The following is a 17,490-nucleotide window of genomic DNA, read 5'->3' as shown; positions in this document are numbered from 1 at the left end:
TGGTACATCGTCCCTCTTTCAGGTAATGCATATGGCCGGCAAGGCTCATCTCGGTTTGAAGAATCATGAAGTGTTGGGTCATTTCCTGGACGCGGCTTCCCACCTGACCGGGGCGACCGGCGCCATTCTGATCGTGCGAGACCAAGAGCAGTGGCGCACCGTGGCGACCTACGGCACGGCACCGGAGGTGCGCGCAGACGAAATCACCGGTGGATGGCTGAAGATGGTGTTGTCCTACGGCGACGTCGTCGACGTTGGCGAGGCCATGCCCGCTGATGCCGCGCTGCCTGCCGGGCTGGATCGCGTGGTCAACGAGTCGCTGGTCTGCGTCGCCATTCGCGATGGCAACGCCGCCCTGACCGGCGCGGTCTTGATGACGATCCCCCTTCCCCACAAACGTCTCAGCGCCGCGCACATCTATGGCGTGCAGACCCATGCGGCCGATCTCTACGACTCCCTCAAGTTGACCCCGACACAGGCGGCTGGCGGATCAGCGGTCATCGAGCGCCTGCGCTTGCTGGAGTCGGTGGTGGTCAACGCGAAGGACGCCATCCTGATCACCGAAGCCGAACCCATCGATCTGCCCGGCCCGCGCATCGTGTATTGCAATCCGGCGTTCCTCACCACCACCGGGTTCAGCCTGGAAGAAGTCATGGGGAAGACGCCCCGGATTCTGCAGTGCGCCGAGACTGACCGCGCCACGCTTCAGCAGATCAGGGACGCGCTGCAGCGCTGGGATCCCGTCGAGGTCGAGCTGATCAACACCCGTCGTGACGGCACCAAGTTCTGGGTGCAGCTCAGTATCGTACCGGTCGCCAACGAGAAAGGCTGGTTCACCCATTGGGTTTCCGTGCAGCGCGACATCACAGAACGTAAAGACGCAGAGCAGAATTTTCGCCAGGCCCAGCTTGATCGTGAGGAGCGCGTGGCGCTCGAGTCACGGCTGATCGAGCGGGAGCGCATTCAGGACGAACTGTCCTACGCAGCGTTCCACGACGAGTTGACGAGGCTCAAGAACCGCGGCTATTTCATGGCCCGCATCCATTCGGCCTTGAGCAAGGGGAACGCCGATCAACCCGGCGCGGCCACGGTGGTGTACCTGGATCTGGACCGATTCAAATACGTCAACGACGGTATGGGGCATCATGCGGGCGACATCTTGCTCAAGAGCGTTGCAGAACGCCTGAGCGAGTGCATTGATCCCTCGGCGGTGATCGCCCGCATCGGTGGCGACGAGTTCGCGATCCTGCTGACCGACGAAGGCCATCAGGAACAGGCCATCGAGACGGCCAAGCGCGTGACCCACGCCCTGAGCCTGCCGACCGCCATCGACGGGCAACAGCTCTTTATCTCCTGCAGCATCGGCATTGCGACGCTGGACGTTCAGCACACCACCGCCGAAGACCTGATCCGTGACGCGGACGTGGCCATGTACGCCGCCAAAAAGAAAGGCCGTGGCAGCTGGGCCGTCTTCGACCTCTCGATGCGCCAGGCCTCGATTGACCTGCTGGTGATGCAGAATGCGCTCAAGCACGCGATAACCCGCGACGAGTTCTATCTGGTCTACCAGCCGATCTTCTCCATCACCACTGAGACGATTGTGGGCGTTGAAGCATTGGTCAGGTGGCGCCACCCGACCCTGGGGATTGTCGCCCCTGATGTGTTCATCAGCGTCGCCGAAGACATTGGCGTGATTTGCAATCTGGGTCAGTGGGTCATGCGCAACGCCTGTCGCGAGGTCAAGAAGTGGGCTGCCGCCACCGGTTCGGGCGGTATCAAGCTGAACGTCAACGTGTCAGGGGTCGAGCTCAATCGCAAAGACTTCGCCCTTCAGGTCGCCGAGATCATCGCAGAGACCGGGTTCGATGCCCGTGCCTTGCAGATCGAGATCACCGAGTCAGTGTTCCTGCATGAACCGGAGATGGTCGCCAAGACCCTCGAAGACCTTCGCGCCCAGGGTATCCGGATTGCGCTGGACGATTTCGGCACCGGCTACAGCTCCCTGGGCTACATCGATCGCTACCCCATTGACGCCATCAAGATCGATCGGTCATTCGTCACGCGCATGATGAAACATGAGCGCAGCGTCGCCATCGTCAAAAGTATCCTGTCCCTGGGCGAGGCGCTGGACCTGGCAATTGTTGCCGAGGGCGTCGAAACCCTCGGCCAACTCGACCAGCTCAGGGAGCTGGACTGCCCTTATGCTCAGGGTTTTCTGCTCAGCCCACCGGTGCTGGCCGAGGATGTGCTGGCGTTGCTGGTTGCGAGCAGGCGATGACCAGGCGCCGGCGCTGACCTCCTGAGTGCCCGCAGTCTGTCTGCGCAGGACCGGTTTCAGCCGCACAATCGCTCAGGCTTCTCACACGGTGTCGTTGACCACACCGCCGTCGACCCGCAGCAGGGTTTCAACGCCAGGTGGGAAGACCGAGCTCACCCTGTTGGACCTGCCACGGCTTGCATAGACGCCGTGATGTTTTTGGCCATCGACTGGCCACAAGCCGCGTGTCAGAGCCTTTTGCCAGCATTTACCGTTCGTCACTCCCGGCCAATCTCTTTGAACGACAGGCCGGCACGGTCGTACTAAATCTGGCGCATATATGTCCGTATCTGCACCTCATTCTTCTGGAGAACCCATGAAAGCCATTATTTACAACGGTCCTTACGACGTCAGCGTTCAGAACGTTCCCGATGCCAAAATCGAAAAAGCGACCGATGTCCTGGTCCGCATTACCACGACCAACATTTGTGGGTCCGACCTGCACATGTACGAAGGCCGCACCAGCTTCGAGACGGGCCGGATTCTGGGTCACGAGAACCTGGGTGAAGTCATCGAAGTGGGCGCTGCGGTCGATCGCGTGAAAGTGGGCGATATGGTCTGCCTGCCGTTCAACATCGGCTGTGGGTTCTGCGAAAACTGCGAGCGTGGTCTCACCGGCTACTGCCTGACCGTCAACCCCGGCAGTGCTGGGGGCGCGTATGGTTTTGCCGAGATGGGGCCTTACGAGGGCGGCCAGGCCGAACTGCTGCGCGTGCCGTATGGCGACTTCAACTGCCTGGTGCTGCCTGAAGATGCCAAGGAGAAAGAAGACGACTACGTCATGCTGTCGGACATCCTGCCTACCGGCTGGCACGCGACTGAATTGTCCGGCCTGCTGCCAGGTGAGAGCATCGCCATTTACGGCGCAGGCCCGGTCGGGCTGATGGCGGCCCATGCCGCGATGATCAAAGGTGCCTCACAAGTCTTTGTGGTCGACAACCACCCAGACCGTCTCGCCCTGGCAGCCAAACTGGGCGCCACGCCGATCAACACGGCACAGACCCAGGCGGTTGAGCAGATCATGAACCTGACCAACGGCAAAGGCACGGACCGTGGCTGCGAATGCGTGGGTTATCAGTGCTGCGACAAGCACGGCCATGAAGCCAATCACGAAACCATGAACAACCTGGTGGCCTCCACCAAGCCCACCGGCGGTATCGGTGTCGTGGGTGTCTTCGTGCCGGAGGACCCGAACGCTGCGAGCGATCTGGCGAAGGAAGGCAAAATGGCCTTCGACTTCGGCTCCTTCTGGTTCAAGGGTCAGCAGATCCGTACCGGCCAGGCCAACGTCAAGGCGTACAACCGTCGCCTCGCCGAGCTGATTCACCACGACCGTGCCAAGCCGTCGCAGATCATCTCCCATAGCCTGAAGCTGTCCGAAGGTCCGGACGCCTACAAGCACTTTGATCAGCGCGACGACGGCTGGACCAAAGTGGTGCTCAAGCCTTCGGCATAATCCTCTGGCGCACTCCGTTGAGCTGTTGGGACGGTCGCGCCTGAAAGATGTTAATGGGTGATCCGTGCCGAAGCGTTCGCTTTGGTCTGGATCACTCCCATCAACATGGCAGCTTCAAGGTTCCTCTCACAGTATCGACCTTTCCCAATCAGCGGCTTCGCCCCAACCGCGCCGCTTCTTTGTATCAATGCGCCAGATATCACCTTTGCGGGTCAGGCCGAACAGCACCTCATACCGCAGTCTCGTACTGGGCGCCTGCCGCGTCATGATCACCGCCCGGCGAGCCTCACGCTCGACACTTACCAGTGCATCTTTGGGCGAATACTCCGGTGGAAACCCGAAGCTGCCGAGGCGCCCGTAATTACGGGGCTTGGACGTACAAAAACGCTCGATTATTTGATTCTGCGCCGCCTGAATAACCGACCAGGCAAGCTCGCCATCATCGATGCGTTGCTTTTGGCTGTAGCAGTCGGTTTCCCAGGCATACATGGCCAGGATGAAGCCACGCAGGACGCTTGCAGGGTTGCTGTCATCCACATCTGACCCGTCCGCTGCCACGGCGGGCCAAGGCATCGAATACTCATCAGGCGGGGAAGGCGCCAGCGCACCGTGCTGCTGCAACAGCGCCACGATTTCCGTGTGGTTTCGCGCATCGGCCATCGACAGCGCATTGTGGCCGTTGCCGGTTTGTGAATGCACATCGGCCCCGGCCGCCAGCAAGGCAGCCACGACACCAGCGTGCCCCTCACGGGCAGAGAGCATCAAAGGCGTCTGTTGATAGGTGTGGGCTGTCAGATCGACGGACGCCTGAGCCACCAGTAACGCGTTCACTGCGTGAAGATCACCTCTGTCGGCGGCCCAGCCGAGGGCCGTGAACCCCAGGGTCTTATCAGCCTTGTCCAGGCTCGCGCCGCGGGCGATCAACAGGTTGAGGGTGTGTACATGGCCGGCAATGGCCGCTTCGATCAATGCCGTACGACCGGGCATCTTGTCGATAAAATCGATGTCGGCGCCACCGTCCAGCAGGCTCAGCAACGTATCGTTCTGGCCTCGGGAGGCCGCCTTTAACAGTTTCTTGCTCAAGGGCATCTCCTGATATTGATCGCCGTTCAGTCGCGGGGCGCTCTGCGCTGCCAGTTGAAGTTGTGAATTTCCACACGCTGCTCGACGGTTTCATTCCAGAAGACTTCAAAGCCAGCGGCTTTCAACACGCTGCACAACCGGTGCCCTACCTTGAGACTCTGTGCAGGATCATCATCGATTGCGCCAAAAGCGATGAGCAGGGCCTCTCCCTCTACAGCGCGTTCCACGTCTTGTCCGTGATAAAAACAAAAACCGTGGTAATGATCGTTCGGCGCTTGGTGAATCGCTTCGGCTACCTCCGTGAATCCGTCCGACAAGGTATAACCCGCATTGGACAGGGCACAGATACCCTCTTCATGGAGATCGTAGAACACTGCATCGAGCCGCTCGCAGGCAGTCGCCTCTGGCCAGTCACGCTCTGCGTCGAGCTTGCGTTGCCACTCCGGCAGGATCAACGCCTTCAGCGCTGGTACATCACAGTCATCGTCAATGATGTCATCGACCATCTCATCCATCTCTTCAGGGGTGTAAAAGCCCGACCACACCCACGTCCGTATGCTGTCGGCCACGTATTCATTGCTGTCGGCCATTGGCACCTCGCCTTCGTTAAACAATCAATAAAGATCCAAGCCTCGCCCCTCGGGGCAGCGAAAGCCTCTAGTGTCTTGCGCGTTGCATACCTCGGAAACCACCTGCACCGTCGCGTCTTCCAACCGCCCTTCATTGCGACACAAAACCCACCCGTTAGCTGAAACCGCCCGCTCGAACGCCTGGGTGCACGCGGCGTGTTCTTCCAGCCTATGCACCACTGTACTGCTCAAGCCACGCCGACGTGCCGCTGCCCGCGCCCATGAAATTTCGGCCGCAGTGACAACCCCGACATGGAGGTCCGGCACGCGCACGTTCCTGTCAATGTTCAACTCCAGGATCTCGGCAAACGGGACGAGCCGGCGAAACGCGGCGTCCGACGGGTACCAGCGATCGATCAGGATGATGCTGTCGGCGGGCTGCTTGGTCAGGACGTGCCGGGAGATCCAGGCACGGCTGTCGGCGAGGCGCTCACACACCTCAAACTCCAGATCGCGGTTGGGATGCCTGGCGAGTTGGTTGACGAGGGCCATTATTTCACCCCGGTGGGGATCACTTTTGCTCTCGCTCAGCCGGATCACCTTCTTGCCATCGGCCCTCAGCGATTTCGTGACGGCCTCCAGCAGCGTGGTTTTCCCGACGCCCTTGGGCCCATCCAGAGATACAAAAAGCGCAGGGTTCATGCTTCACACAACAATTCGATAGACAGCCTTGTTTGCCCTGCCCGCTCACAGCAGCCGCTGCATGCGCCGCTGTGACTCGGGTGCTGGACGCTCGCGCTCAGGCTGGGCGCCCGGCTAAATCCTCAGGCGCTCAGGAGGCGCTCAGGGCTTCGTCAATGGCCGCGGTCAGCCGTGGATCATCTGCGGTCACATCCGGCGCAAAGCGGCCAATCACCTTGCCGTCTCGCCCGATCAGGAATTTCTCGAAGTTCCACAGCACGTCGGTGCCCGCGCCGCTTTCGATGCCGTAGCCCTTGAGGCGTTCACGGAACGGTCCGTCGCCGGTGGCTGCGGGCTGGGCGGCGGTCAGTTCGCGGTAGAGCGGATGGGTGTCGTCGCCGGCGACGGAGATCTTCGAGAACAGCGGGAAGTGCACGTCATACGTGGTGGAGCAAAAGGACTGAATGTCGCTGTCACTGCCAGGCTCCTGCTCCTTGAAGTTGTTGGCCGGAAAGCCCAACACTTCAAGTCCGGCGTCCTTCTTGCCCTGGTAAAGGCTTTCAAGCCCTTCGTATTGCGGCGTCAGCCCGCATTTGGAGGCCACGTTCACCACCAGCAGCACTTTGCCCTTGTACTGGCCCAGATTGGCTGGCGTGCCATCGATTTGCTTGAGGGGAATGTCGTACAGAGAATCGGTCATGGGTGGCTCCTGTTTGCTGGTTTGACGTGTCTGGGGCCAACCCTCATCGGTCGGCCTTCAGGGACACCTTAAAGCATGCGGCCGATGATTCGGTCATGTTTTGCGAGGCGTTGGTCGATCGTCTGCCCACTCTGAAAGAGCCAGGTCCTGCAGTTCAAGCGTTCTCATCCAGGCCAGGCTGGCCGCTAGCCTCTGTCCGCTACCGGGCTCTTTTTCGCTGCAGCGCGCGCTCTGAAGGCGCTAACCTTGGCAATTGTCCCGCACGCCCTGCCCTCCGCGCCGCCCTTGGTCATCCCACACCAGCGTTTACTGACGTTGCGAGTGTTGTCATAGAAAGCCCAACGGCAATCGCCACAGGTCTTGAGTCGAGACCATGTCCCTGATGAAAGGGCATTGGCCACCGCCGCCAATAGGTGGGCGCTGCAGCTGTCGTCGGCCGGCATCACCACTATCTGCGGCACGCCCTTCACCGACTTGACCTGCACTGACAGAGCCACGCGCGAGAACCAGGCGTTAAGCAAATGACTCCCGTCATCCAGACCCTCGCAGGACTTGCGCAGGTCCGAGCGCAACGTCAGCAGTCTGTCCAGCGTATCGCTGGCGGCCGGGGGACGAAGCGAAAGCTCGTCGCGCCATCGCTCGGCGTCATGGCATAGCTGCGGCAGTTCGTCCGTCTCCACACGCGTCTGGTTGGGAATCGACCAGGTATTGATAAAGCGCCGAACGCATTCGAGATCGCCCGGTGCTGCTTGATTCTGAGTCTGCATGCCCGCTCCTGTTGCAAAGACCGTCGATGTAAGTAACCATCAAACTATCATTGATGGTTACGAGTCCTCAATATGATCAAGGAAGACCCAGCCGAACAACCGTCCTGGCCCCCGGATATCCGCAGATTGCTGTGGATGCAGGGGCTGATGAACGCCTCCCATTTCATGACGATACCGCTGCTGGCGCTGTACATGTCAGCCAACCTCCAGTTCGGCGCAGCTGCACTGGCGTCGGTGATGTCCGCCAATCTGCTTTGCGCACAAGTGCTGCCACTTGCCGCGGGCGCGATCGCTGATCGGTTCGGCTCGCACTGGGTCATTACCCTGGGCCTGCTGCTGAGGGGCTTGGGATTTCTCGGGTTCAGCGCGTTCGATGGAGTGAGCGCATGGATTGGCTGTGCGGTGATCGCAGGTTCCGGAGTCGCCTGCTACGAGGGTGGCGTTTATGGGGTGTTCGGCCGGCAACCCAGAGAATGCCACTCGGCCCTCTTCGCTTCCAACAACCAGATGTTGAACGCCGGAGCGGCGGTGGGGCCCATTATCGGTGGGCTTGCCGGCCTGGCTGACATCCGCGTGGCCTTCGGCATGAGCGCAGTAGTGTTCATCAGTCTCAGCGCCGTTGCCTGCCGATCAACGTATGGATCATCAGTGAGGTTGAGCAGGCAGCCCGTCCTTAAAAGCCTGAAAACTGCGACTACAGACGGCGGGCTGTGGCGATTGATCGTTGTTTCATTGCCATGGTTTTTCCTGTTCCCGCAGCTCTACGTCGCATTCCCGATGTACGCGGGGCAATTAGCCGGCCCCCATGCAGCTTCCGCCATTTACGTCGTAAACGGGGTCGTCGGTCTGGCGTTCATCCTTTTGGCGAAGCGCTGGCTGACGAAAGTGAATCCGGCATCACTGACAACCTGGGCGTATCTGGGAGCGGCAGTCACGTTCGCCAGTGTCGCCATGCTGCGCGGCATCGAATGGTTTCTGCTGTTTATCGTGGCCTACACCGTTGTCGAGACCATCCTGTTGCCCACGCTTGAAAGCATGACCGCATCGCTGGCACCGGATGGCAGCCAGGGAACGTTCTTTGGCCTGATGAGTGCGATAGGGGCACTCAGCGGCACCGGGGGTTATTACGTGGGAAGCTGGCTCATATTGAACCGAAGCCCAGTCGAGACCTGGTTAGCGCTCGGAAGCGTAGGGCTCGCAGGCGTTCTCGCCTCCTTGCTGCTACTGCACAGATCGGGGCCCAGAGCGTCTGTCGGCTGATCAGCTATTCAGGAACTCTGCGATCAACGGTATGAACCTATGTGAGAAGATGGCAGTCTGACATCACGATTATCCTTCCGGCCCAGTGAGGCCTGACATGAATGACCTGCACCGCCGCAACCCCTGTCGCCTGCCAGTACTGCTGCTGATCACGCTGTCCACAGTGGTCGGACTTTCCATTGTGTGGGAATTCGAGCTCGAAGCCTGGGTGATGCACTGGCTCGCCCTGCCCTATGACGCTGACTTTGAGGATGCCGAAAGATGGCGATTCGTCCTGACCGTCACGGGGTTTTCTCTGATTTCACTGATCATCCCGACCATTCTGCTCAGACGCCTGATCGCCAATACCCGGTCCAGCTACCTCAGGCTGAAACAGGCACAGGCGCAGACTGAAACCCTGGCCACTTATGACTCGCTGAGCGGGCTGATCAACCGTCGCATCTTCATGGACATGGTGAGAAATCAGCTCGGTTTGAAGCGGCCCGCGGCGGTCATGCTCATCGATCTGGACCACTTCAAGGCGGTCAATGATCAGCATGGTCACGCCGCCGGCGACATTGTGCTGGTGGAAATCGCGCGCAGGCTCGAAGCCATCGCTGACGATAACGGCGGCGTGGCGGTGCGATTGGGCGGCGATGAGTTCTGCCTGCTGTTTCTCACGTTCAAACACCAGTCCGAGCTGTGCCAGATCGCCGAGGCGGCTGTGTCCCGGCTCGGCGCGCCATTGTCCGGCGCCGTCGAACCTTCGGCGTTGGGCGCCACCATTGGCATTGCACGGTCGTGGACAGACGCGCAGGACGCTTCGGCATTGCTGCACTGTGCCGACACCGCAATGTATCGGGGCAAGGAAGACGGGCGTTCAACCTATAACTTTTATGACAGCCAATATGAAAAGCAGCGCCGGGCCCAGGCCGATCTGGAACTGGCACTGAGACGGGCGGTGGAAGCAGACGAAATCGTGCCGTACTTTCAACCGATCGTCGCGCTCCCTTCTCAAGAGGTTGTGGGCTTTGAAGTTCTCGCGCGCTGGCTCAAGCCCGACGGCAGCACCGCCCCACCTTCCGACTTCATTCCGGTGCTTGAGCGCCTGGGGTTGATCCCGTCCATGACGCACTCGTTGATCAAGCAAGCCTGTCGCGCGGCCAATCGTTGGGATGACCGCTTGCGCTTATCAATGAACGTCAGCGCCAGCATGGTGACCGACGCGCTGTTTCCCGATCAGTTGCTGGAGCAGCTTAGGCAAGAGCAGTTTGCGTATCATCGCTTCGAAGTCGAAATCACCGAGGAGGCCCTGGTCGGCAACCTGGACGTGGCGCGGCAGAACCTGAGCAAATTGCACGACCACGGCGTTACCGTAGCGCTGGATGACTTCGGGATTGGTTATTCAAGCCTGTATCACCTGACCCGCCTGTCCATCGACAAGATCAAAATAGACCGGTCGTTCTTTGAGCCCGGGCAGACCGATCACCTGCCGATGGTCGAAGCGATTCTGGGCATGGCGCGCAGCCTCAAAATGCAAGTCACGGCTGAAGGCGTCGAGGAGTTTCACCTGCCTCACCTGCCGTCGTGGCTCGCCAACAGCGGATGCAACTACGCCCAGGGCTATCTGTACGGCCGTCCGAAGCCGGCTTCCAGCCTGTTCTGCTACACCCATTCGTCGTTTGCGCAGCAAGCCGGCTGAAAGTTCGCGGGCACATGCGCTGGCAATCTCCTCTTGCGCGCGGTTTCCCGGTCATGGCGGGTCGGCCATTGCCGATCAGCTATTTCGCGTCAGGTATTTCAGCTCGGTGATCGCGGTTTGAAATGCACTGAACGCTGAAGCCGGCACTGACTCCAAACCTTGCCCCGACACTCACGGCTAACGTGTTGCGTCGGTGGGCATTCGAATCATCTGCCAGATCAAGGAATTCCCATGACCGATCCACGTAACGTCGCCCACGACAAAAAAGTCCAGCAAGAGAAGAAGAACCACGGCGAAGAAGTCGCGCCGGATGCCGTGCACGCGCCGCAGCCAGGCATGAAGCCGGCGCTCAAGCACGACGATGATGCGACCGAGCACGACGAACAGGCGTGAGTCAGGCACTGGCCTGAGTGTGAGATCACCGGGGGGCGGCGCTGACTGACCGTCAGCTGCCTCCCTATCGGCGCCCAGCCATCGTTTGGACGTGGCATGGGTTCATCTCAACACGGTAAAGATCGCCTACGACGCCTTGAACGTGTTCAAGCTGAATAAAGCCGCCGCCGTGGCTCTTCGATAATCCGACGGCGTCTGCTTCATCTCGTAGCGAAAATGTCGATTGAAATTCGACAGGTTGATGTAACCCACCTCAAAACAGACATCGGCAATGGACATCTGCGTCTGCAGCAGCAGCCGACAGGCCTTCTGAATGCGCAGCTTGCGCATCAGGTCGATGAACCCATGCCCCGTGGCGCGTTTGAAGAACCGCGAGAACCCCGGTTCGCTCATGTGCAACCGCTCGGCGATCACCGACAGCCTGATATCCCCCGTGAGCTCCCGCTGCAGGTAGTCGAACGCCCGGTGTACACGCTCGGCGCTTTTGGCATCCAGTGTCGGCGCATAACACGCACTCGCCAACGTACGGGCTTCTCTGTCAGACGCTCCGCTCAGCGTATTGAGCAGCTCAAGAAACAGCAGCAAGCGCTGTAACCCGTTCGCCGAGCCTATGCGCTCGAGCAGGTCGGCGGCCCGCAGGGCGGTCTCGCCGGTAAATTCCAGCCCGCGGCGGGCGCGGTCGAACAATCCCTGCAATTCACCCAGCTCAGGCATCGACTCGCGCAGCGCCAGCAACGTAGCGCCGTCGAATTGCAGCACGACGTCCCGGCCTTGCAGGTGCTCCCCCGGCGCAAGATCGCCCATCCAGTCATGGGGCAGATCGGGGCCAATGAGCGCCACATGGCCGGGGCCGAAGGCGCCGATGTAATCGCCCGCCACCAGTTTGCCGCTGCCTTTGCGGATCAGATGAATCTCGTACTCGGGATGGTGATTCCAGCGCGCGAGCGCATAGGGATAGTCGTGCTCGTACCAGCGAAAACTCTGCTGGGGCGCCGGCAGGATGATTTCCAGCTCGGCAGGCAACTGCTCGAATAAGGCGGTTCGGCTCGCAGGCATGGTCTGCCCCTTTTTGTCGTTGTTGGCGCACGCATCGACGCACCATACGCCCATCGCATCGCCCTGCTCCACCTCGGCTGTCACTGCACACTGATACTTTTTTAGCCTGGCGCATGGCTGGGCTGTGCGGTTAAAAAAGCATCAGCGGCACATCCTCAGCGTGTTTGTTGCAGGCCGTCCAAGCTGCTGTAATCGACACGCCACTGCCCCGAGGTGACACGTCAGATTGATCGGCAGGGCTCAAAACAACAATAACGATTCCGCGCTGCCAGCGCGGACTGGAGATCACCATGAAGATCACCCATCACGCGCTGCTGCTGTCTGCCGGTCTGTCACTGGCGGGCATCAGTCAGGCTGCCGAAACGATCACCATCGCTACGGTCAATAACAACGACATGATCCGCATGCAGCGGCTGTCCAAGGTATTCGAAGAGCAGCACCCCGACATCACGCTCAACTGGGTGGTGCTTGAAGAAAACGTCCTGCGCCAGCGGCTGACCACCGACATCGCCACCCAGGGCGGTCAGTTTGATGTGCTGACCGTCGGCACCTATGAAACGCCGTTGTGGGGCGCAAAAGGCTGGCTTGAGCCGATGAAGGACCTGCCGGCCAGCTACGACCTCGAAGACATCATCCCGTCCGTGCGCCAGGGCCTGTCGGTCAAGGACACCCTGTATGCGTTGCCCTTCTATGGCGAGAGCACGGTGACCTACTACCGCACCGACCTGTTCAAACAAGCCGGGCTGAGCATGCCCGAGCACCCGACCTGGACCCAGCTCGGCGAGTTTGCCGCCAAGCTGCACCACCCGGACCAGGGTCAGTACGGCATGTGCCTGCGGGGCAAGGCCGGCTGGGGCGAGAACATGGCCTTGCTGACGACCATGGCCAACGCCTTTGGCGCCCGCTGGTTCGACGAGCAATGGCGACCCGAGCTGACCAGCCCCGAGTGGACGGCCGCTGCCAACTTCTACGTCAACACGCTGAAAAACTATGGGCCACCGGGTGTTTCCAGCAACGGTTTCAACGAAACCCTCGCGTTGTTTAACAGCGGCAAATGCGCGGTCTGGGTCGATGCCAGCGTGGCAGGCTCGTTCACCACCGACAAAGAACAAAGCAGGGTCGTGGACAGCGTGGGATTCGCCGCGGCGCCCGTTGAAGTGACCGACAAGGGGTCGTCCTGGCTGTACGCCTGGTCCCTGGCGATTCCGGCGACCTCCAAACACAAGAACGCCGCCAAGACGTTCACCACCTGGGCCACGTCCAAGGAATACATCCAGCTGGTGGCCCAGAAGGATGGCATCACCAACGTGCCGCCTGGCACCCGCACCTCCACCTACAGCGACGCCTATCTCAAGGCCGCGCCGTTCGCCAGGGTGACACTGGAAATGATGAAACACGCCGACCCGACGCACCCCTCGGCCAAGCCGGTGCCCTATGTCGGCATCCAGTACGTGACCATCCCGGAATTCCAGGCCATCGGCACGTCGGTGGGCAAACTCTTCTCGGCCGCACTCACCGGTCAGACCTCCGTCGAGCAGGCACTGGCGGCCGCGCAGTCGACGACGGAGCGGGAAATGAAGCGCGCCGGTTACCCGAAGCAATAAACCCCCCGCCGACGGAAGTCGGCCGGACCTCACCCCATGACGGATGACTCTTTCAATGAAACGACTCGAAGGTAAAAGCGCCCTGATCACAGGCGCGGCCCGGGGTATCGGGCGGGCCTACGCCGAGGCCTATATTCGCGAAGGCGCGACAGTGGCCATCGCCGACATCAATCTGCAGCGCGCGACCCAGACCGCCAACGAACTGGGCGCCAGCGCCTACGCGGTGAAGATGGACGTTACGGATCAATCCTCCATCGACGCGGCGATTGCGGCCGTCGTCGCCACCACCGGCAAGCTGGATATCCTGATCAACAACGCCGCACTGTTTGATCTGGCACCGATCACCGACATCACCCGCGAGAGCTACGAGCGGCTGTTCTCGATCAATGTCGCCGGCACGTTGTTCACCCTTCAAGCGGCGGCAAAGCAGATGATTGCCCAGGGTCATGGCGGCAAGATCATCAACATGGCGAGCCAGGCCGGGCGTCGCGGCGAGGCACTGGTGGGCGTCTACTGCGCGACCAAGGCCGCCGTCATCAGCCTGACCCAATCCGCCGGACTGAACCTGATCAAGCACAGGATCAACGTCAATGCGATCGCACCGGGGGTCGTCGACGGCGAGCACTGGGATGGCGTGGATGCGTTGTTCGCCAAACACGAGAACCGGCCGTTGGGCGAGAAGAAAAGGCTCGTCGGCGAGGAAGTGCCCTACGGCCGCATGGGCACCGCCGAAGACCTCACCGGCATGGCGATCTTTCTCGCGTCAGCGGAAAGCGATTATGTCGTCGCCCAGACCTACAACGTCGATGGCGGCAACTGGATGAGTTGAGCCCTGAAAAGACGCCACTCGCCGGGCCCATTCACCTCTGTGCGTCGCGCCGCGCCTGGCCCGCCCACTCCTGCACCGCCTGCACAAACAAGCGCAAGGCCATGGGCGGATGGCGGTTCGCGGGGTAATACAGGCACAGGCCTGAATAGTTGGGGCTCCACTCGGCGAGCATCTGCACCAGCCGCCCGCCTTGCAGATGCTCGGCCACCAAGGACAACGGCACCCACACACCGCACGGGTAAAGGTGACCGGCCAGATCGATTAAAGATCGCACTGTTGTTGCCGGCGGTGGTCCCACTGATAGAGGGCACATAACCCCAGGACTCACGCGATCGCGCCCTCGTCCGAATCATTCCCGCTTAACGAATACGCGACCCAGGTGACATGGATAGCCAAGAATCAGAAAAGGTTTCAATAGCCGGCGCACCAGGCGTCGACACCGACCAACGATTCGAATGCGTCGGGTGTGGCGCGTGCTGCCGTGGCCGCTTCGTCCCTTTGACCCTGGCCGAAGCCGTGACCTGGCTCAAACGCGGCCACCCCGTAGGGGTGTTGCTGGAGGCGTTCGACGATTCTCTCTGGCCCGTCGACTCGCCCGAGTATGCCTACAACGCCGGGCGGTCTGCGCCGGTCATTGGCGGTTCGGGCACGCTGCGGGTGACGGTGATTCTGGCCGCCAATGCGATCCCTGAATGCCCGAACCTGCAAAAAGACGGTCTCTGCTCGGTGTACCTGGAGCGCCCGATGGTGTGCCGGATCTACCCGATGGAGATCAGTCCTTTCATTGAGCTGAAACCTCAAGCCAAGGACTGCCCGCCGGAAAGCTGGCAGCAGGGCAGCCTCTTGGCATCGGATCAGGGGCTGGCGATGCTGGTCCAGCAATCGCGCCAGACCGACCGCGATGATGCCCGGCGTAAAGTGGCGGTGTGCGAAAGCCTCGGCCTGACCGTCGCCGGCTGGAAAGGCAACGGTCTGGTGATTCACCAGCCCTCGGTCGAAACGCTGCTCGCCGCCTGCGAAAGCGCTGAGGTCGATGCCAACCCCACGGATCAACCCTGGCAGATCAAGGCAGAAGACCCGCCGTTGAGGGCGTATCTCAACGCTCAGTCCGTGCCCATGGCCGACTCACCCAGCGACGATTACATCTTCCACGCGATCCCCCGCTGACCGGCGCCTGCTGAATCGCTTGCCGCTTACCGCTTCAGGCAATTACCCGCGCATACACCGACCGGTCCACATTCCCGCCGGACAGAATCACCCCGACCGTTTTCCCTGCCATGGACCGGCGTTCCTGAATGAGCGCCGCCAGTGCAGCGGCCCCTGCGCCTTCGGCGAGGTTGTGGGTGTCGGTGTAGTACACGCGCATGGCCTCGGCAATCTCGTCTTCGCTGACGGCGACAATGCGCTCCGCCCCTACGCTGTAAATGGCGAATGCCGCCGGAACGGGTCGGCGCACGGCGAGGCCGTCGGCAAAGGTGTTCGCCGACGGGGTTTGCAATATGGTGCCTTCCTCGAACGACCACTTGGCGGCCGCCGCCTCGGTGGACACCACGCCGACCACCCGGGTTTTCAGGCCCAATGCGTCGCGGGCGGCAATCACTCCGCAAATTCCTGACCCACACCCGACAGGCACGTAAACCGTGTGCAGATCCGGCGCTCCCAGGAACAATTCCAGCGCATACGTGGCCACGCCCTTGAGCAGCTCGATGTGGAAAGGCGGGACCAAATAGTGCCCATGCACGTCCGCCAGCCGCGCGGCTTCCTCCCGCGCTTCGTCGAAATCCCGGCCGCATTCGATCACGTTGGCGCCGAGCGCGCGCATGGCGTTGTTCTTTTCAGGGGAGTTGCCTTCCGGCACCACGATCAACGCACTCAAACCCAGCGCAGTGGCGGCCAGCGCCAGGCTCTGACCGTGGTTGCCGCGCGTCGCCGTGACGATGCCCCTGACGCTCGGGTAGGTACGCTTGAGCCAGTGCATGAAGGTAATCCCGCCGCGCACTTTGAAGGCGCCAGTGGGCGTGTGGTTTTCGTGTTTGACCCACACCGTGCTGTTCAGCCGCTCAGCCAGTAACGGCCAGGCATATTGAGCGGTCGGCGGCATGACCTCGTACACCTGGCGAGCGGCCTGTTCGATATCATTGCGGGTCAGTCCGTGCATGGGGCGACTACTCCTCAAAATCGTGTCCTCCAAAAGGTGGCCCAGTCTAGGCAGACCCGCGCCGCGCCGGCTTTCAGAAAACTGACCTGACTTTTGCCGAATTACTTGATTACTATCAAGGCCATGAACCCGACAAAACTCCCCCCTGACCCGCTCCCGTCTGAACCGGTTCGCCGTGTCGAGGCAGGCCCGTGGATGATCGAATTGCTCCCTGCCGCCGCTTATGCCACGCGTTATGTGGCGACCCAGGCGGCGGTCGGCTTTGCCTTCGAAAGTCAGCGCGGCCTGCACGCCATCGGCAGCGACCGGGTGCAGCCCTTCGACGCGGTGCCCAATGGATTGGCGTTCGTGCCTGCCGGTTGCGACGTGTTCTCGGCGTCGCCCACGGGCGGTGAATACCTGCGGCTGGTGCGCACGGACGGGCTGGCGCTGGCGGGCGACCACGCCTTCAATAACCGCATTGACCCCCAGGCGATCGCCCTCGCCATGAAGATGCGCGCAGCGCTGTTGCAGACGTCGGCGGCAGACGATTGGGAGGGCTGGGCGCTGGCCCTGGCCGACCGGATCGACGACAAAAGCGCTGTCGACGCGCCGCTGCAAGGGTTGATAAACGCCAGCCGGATGCGCAGACTCGATGAGTTCATCGACGCCGGTCTCGACGGCCCGCTGGGGGTGCAGGCGATGGCGCAGGTGCTGGGGTTGTCCGAGGGCTATTTCATGCGGGCCTTCAAGCACACCACCGGCAAAAGCCCCCACAGTTATCTGATCGACCGACGCCTGGCCAAGGCCAGAGCCCTGATGCGTGACTCAACGGCGAGACTGGCCGAGATCGCCCACGGCTGTGGCTTCAGCTCCCAGGCGCATATGGCGACGGCCTTTCGCCAGCGCATGGGCATCAGCCCGGCGAAGCTGCGCAGTCAGTTGTCGCCGTGACTG

17 protein-coding genes are annotated in these 17,490 nt (G+C 61.2%); 9 read left to right on the top strand and 8 right to left on the bottom strand.

Annotated features, from left to right (window positions below; all coding sequences use genetic code 11):
- The first annotated feature begins 31 nt into the window (after positions 1-31).
- Positions 32-2,278: a putative bifunctional diguanylate cyclase/phosphodiesterase gene (locus BBI10_RS21760; protein ID WP_141695237.1), complete on the top strand. Its 2,247-nt coding sequence runs from the start codon at positions 32-34 to the stop codon at positions 2,276-2,278.
- 355 nt (positions 2,279-2,633) lie between these two features.
- Positions 2,634-3,773, top strand: a complete 1,140-nt coding sequence (locus tag BBI10_RS21755; protein ID WP_065991674.1) for a glutathione-independent formaldehyde dehydrogenase — start codon at positions 2,634-2,636, stop codon at positions 3,771-3,773.
- A gap of 126 nt (positions 3,774-3,899) precedes the next feature.
- Here the strand turns inward: BBI10_RS21755 and BBI10_RS21750 are convergent, their stop codons facing one another.
- The 5 genes from BBI10_RS21750 to BBI10_RS21730 all read right to left on the bottom strand — a co-directional run bounded on the left by BBI10_RS21750 (position 3,900) and on the right by BBI10_RS21730 (position 7,573).
- On the bottom strand, positions 3,900-4,862 hold the full coding sequence (locus tag BBI10_RS21750) for an ankyrin repeat domain-containing protein (RefSeq protein WP_083233216.1): 963 nt from the start codon (positions 4,860-4,862) through the stop codon (positions 3,900-3,902).
- 20 nt (positions 4,863-4,882) lie between these two features.
- Positions 4,883-5,446, bottom strand: coding sequence for a DUF6891 domain-containing protein (locus tag BBI10_RS21745; protein WP_065991672.1), 564 nt, complete (start codon positions 5,444-5,446; stop codon positions 4,883-4,885).
- Between the two features lie 24 nt (positions 5,447-5,470).
- Positions 5,471-6,127, bottom strand: coding sequence for a dTMP kinase (locus BBI10_RS21740; RefSeq protein WP_083233215.1), 657 nt, complete (start codon positions 6,125-6,127; stop codon positions 5,471-5,473).
- 130 nt (positions 6,128-6,257) lie between these two features.
- On the bottom strand, positions 6,258-6,806 hold the full coding sequence (locus BBI10_RS21735) for a glutathione peroxidase (RefSeq protein ID WP_065991671.1): 549 nt from the start codon (positions 6,804-6,806) through the stop codon (positions 6,258-6,260).
- A 185-nt stretch (positions 6,807-6,991) separates the two neighbouring features.
- Complete coding sequence (locus BBI10_RS21730; RefSeq protein ID WP_065991670.1) at positions 6,992-7,573, bottom strand: CGNR zinc finger domain-containing protein; 582 nt, start codon at positions 7,571-7,573, stop codon at positions 6,992-6,994.
- Between the two features lie 72 nt (positions 7,574-7,645).
- Here BBI10_RS21730 and BBI10_RS21725 point away from each other — a divergent pair, with 72 nt between their 5' ends.
- The 3 genes from BBI10_RS21725 to BBI10_RS27350 all read left to right on the top strand — a co-directional run bounded on the left by BBI10_RS21725 (position 7,646) and on the right by BBI10_RS27350 (position 10,907).
- The gene (locus tag BBI10_RS21725) at positions 7,646-8,833 is read left to right on the top strand and encodes an MFS transporter (RefSeq protein ID WP_065991669.1); all 1,188 of its coding nucleotides are present in this window, start codon (positions 7,646-7,648) and stop codon (positions 8,831-8,833) included.
- A 97-nt stretch (positions 8,834-8,930) separates the two neighbouring features.
- Positions 8,931-10,514 carry a putative bifunctional diguanylate cyclase/phosphodiesterase gene (locus tag BBI10_RS21720; RefSeq protein WP_065991668.1) on the top strand — a complete coding sequence of 528 codons (1,584 nt, stop codon included), beginning with the start codon at positions 8,931-8,933 and terminating at the stop codon, positions 10,512-10,514.
- Between the two features lie 231 nt (positions 10,515-10,745).
- Positions 10,746-10,907 carry a hypothetical protein gene (locus BBI10_RS27350; RefSeq protein ID WP_141695236.1) on the top strand — a complete coding sequence of 54 codons (162 nt, stop codon included), beginning with the start codon at positions 10,746-10,748 and terminating at the stop codon, positions 10,905-10,907.
- 126 nt (positions 10,908-11,033) lie between these two features.
- Here the strand turns inward: BBI10_RS27350 and BBI10_RS21715 are convergent, their stop codons facing one another.
- Positions 11,034-11,963, bottom strand: a complete 930-nt coding sequence (locus tag BBI10_RS21715) for a helix-turn-helix domain-containing protein (protein ID WP_065991753.1) — start codon at positions 11,961-11,963, stop codon at positions 11,034-11,036.
- Between the two features lie 290 nt (positions 11,964-12,253).
- Between BBI10_RS21715 and BBI10_RS21710 the strand changes: the two genes are divergently transcribed.
- A complete protein-coding gene (locus BBI10_RS21710) occupies positions 12,254-13,567 on the top strand; it encodes an ABC transporter substrate-binding protein (RefSeq protein ID WP_065991667.1) in 1,314 nt (437 codons plus the stop codon).
- 55 nt (positions 13,568-13,622) lie between these two features.
- Entirely contained in the window at positions 13,623-14,396 is a 774-nt protein-coding gene (locus BBI10_RS21705; RefSeq protein WP_065991666.1) for an L-iditol 2-dehydrogenase, read from the top strand.
- Positions 14,397-14,427: 31 nt separating this feature from the next.
- Here the strand turns inward: BBI10_RS21705 and BBI10_RS21700 are convergent, their stop codons facing one another.
- Positions 14,428-14,670, bottom strand: coding sequence for a LysR substrate-binding domain-containing protein (locus tag BBI10_RS21700; protein ID WP_244160410.1), 243 nt, complete (start codon positions 14,668-14,670; stop codon positions 14,428-14,430).
- 110 nt (positions 14,671-14,780) lie between these two features.
- Between BBI10_RS21700 and BBI10_RS21695 the strand changes: the two genes are divergently transcribed.
- Positions 14,781-15,563, top strand: coding sequence for a YkgJ family cysteine cluster protein (locus tag BBI10_RS21695; protein ID WP_083233213.1), 783 nt, complete (start codon positions 14,781-14,783; stop codon positions 15,561-15,563).
- A 34-nt stretch (positions 15,564-15,597) separates the two neighbouring features.
- Here the strand turns inward: BBI10_RS21695 and BBI10_RS21690 are convergent, their stop codons facing one another.
- Positions 15,598-16,554, bottom strand: coding sequence for a threonine dehydratase (locus BBI10_RS21690; RefSeq protein WP_065991663.1), 957 nt, complete (start codon positions 16,552-16,554; stop codon positions 15,598-15,600).
- A gap of 123 nt (positions 16,555-16,677) precedes the next feature.
- Between BBI10_RS21690 and BBI10_RS21685 the strand changes: the two genes are divergently transcribed.
- Complete coding sequence (locus BBI10_RS21685) at positions 16,678-17,487, top strand: helix-turn-helix transcriptional regulator (RefSeq protein WP_065991662.1); 810 nt, start codon at positions 16,678-16,680, stop codon at positions 17,485-17,487.
- The last annotated feature ends 3 nt before the right edge of the window (positions 17,488-17,490 follow it).

This window comes from Pseudomonas graminis, assembly GCF_001705435.1.
GTDB lineage: Bacteria > Pseudomonadota > Gammaproteobacteria > Pseudomonadales > Pseudomonadaceae > Aquipseudomonas > Aquipseudomonas graminis_B.
This window is presented reverse-complemented; position numbering and strand designations above follow the sequence as displayed.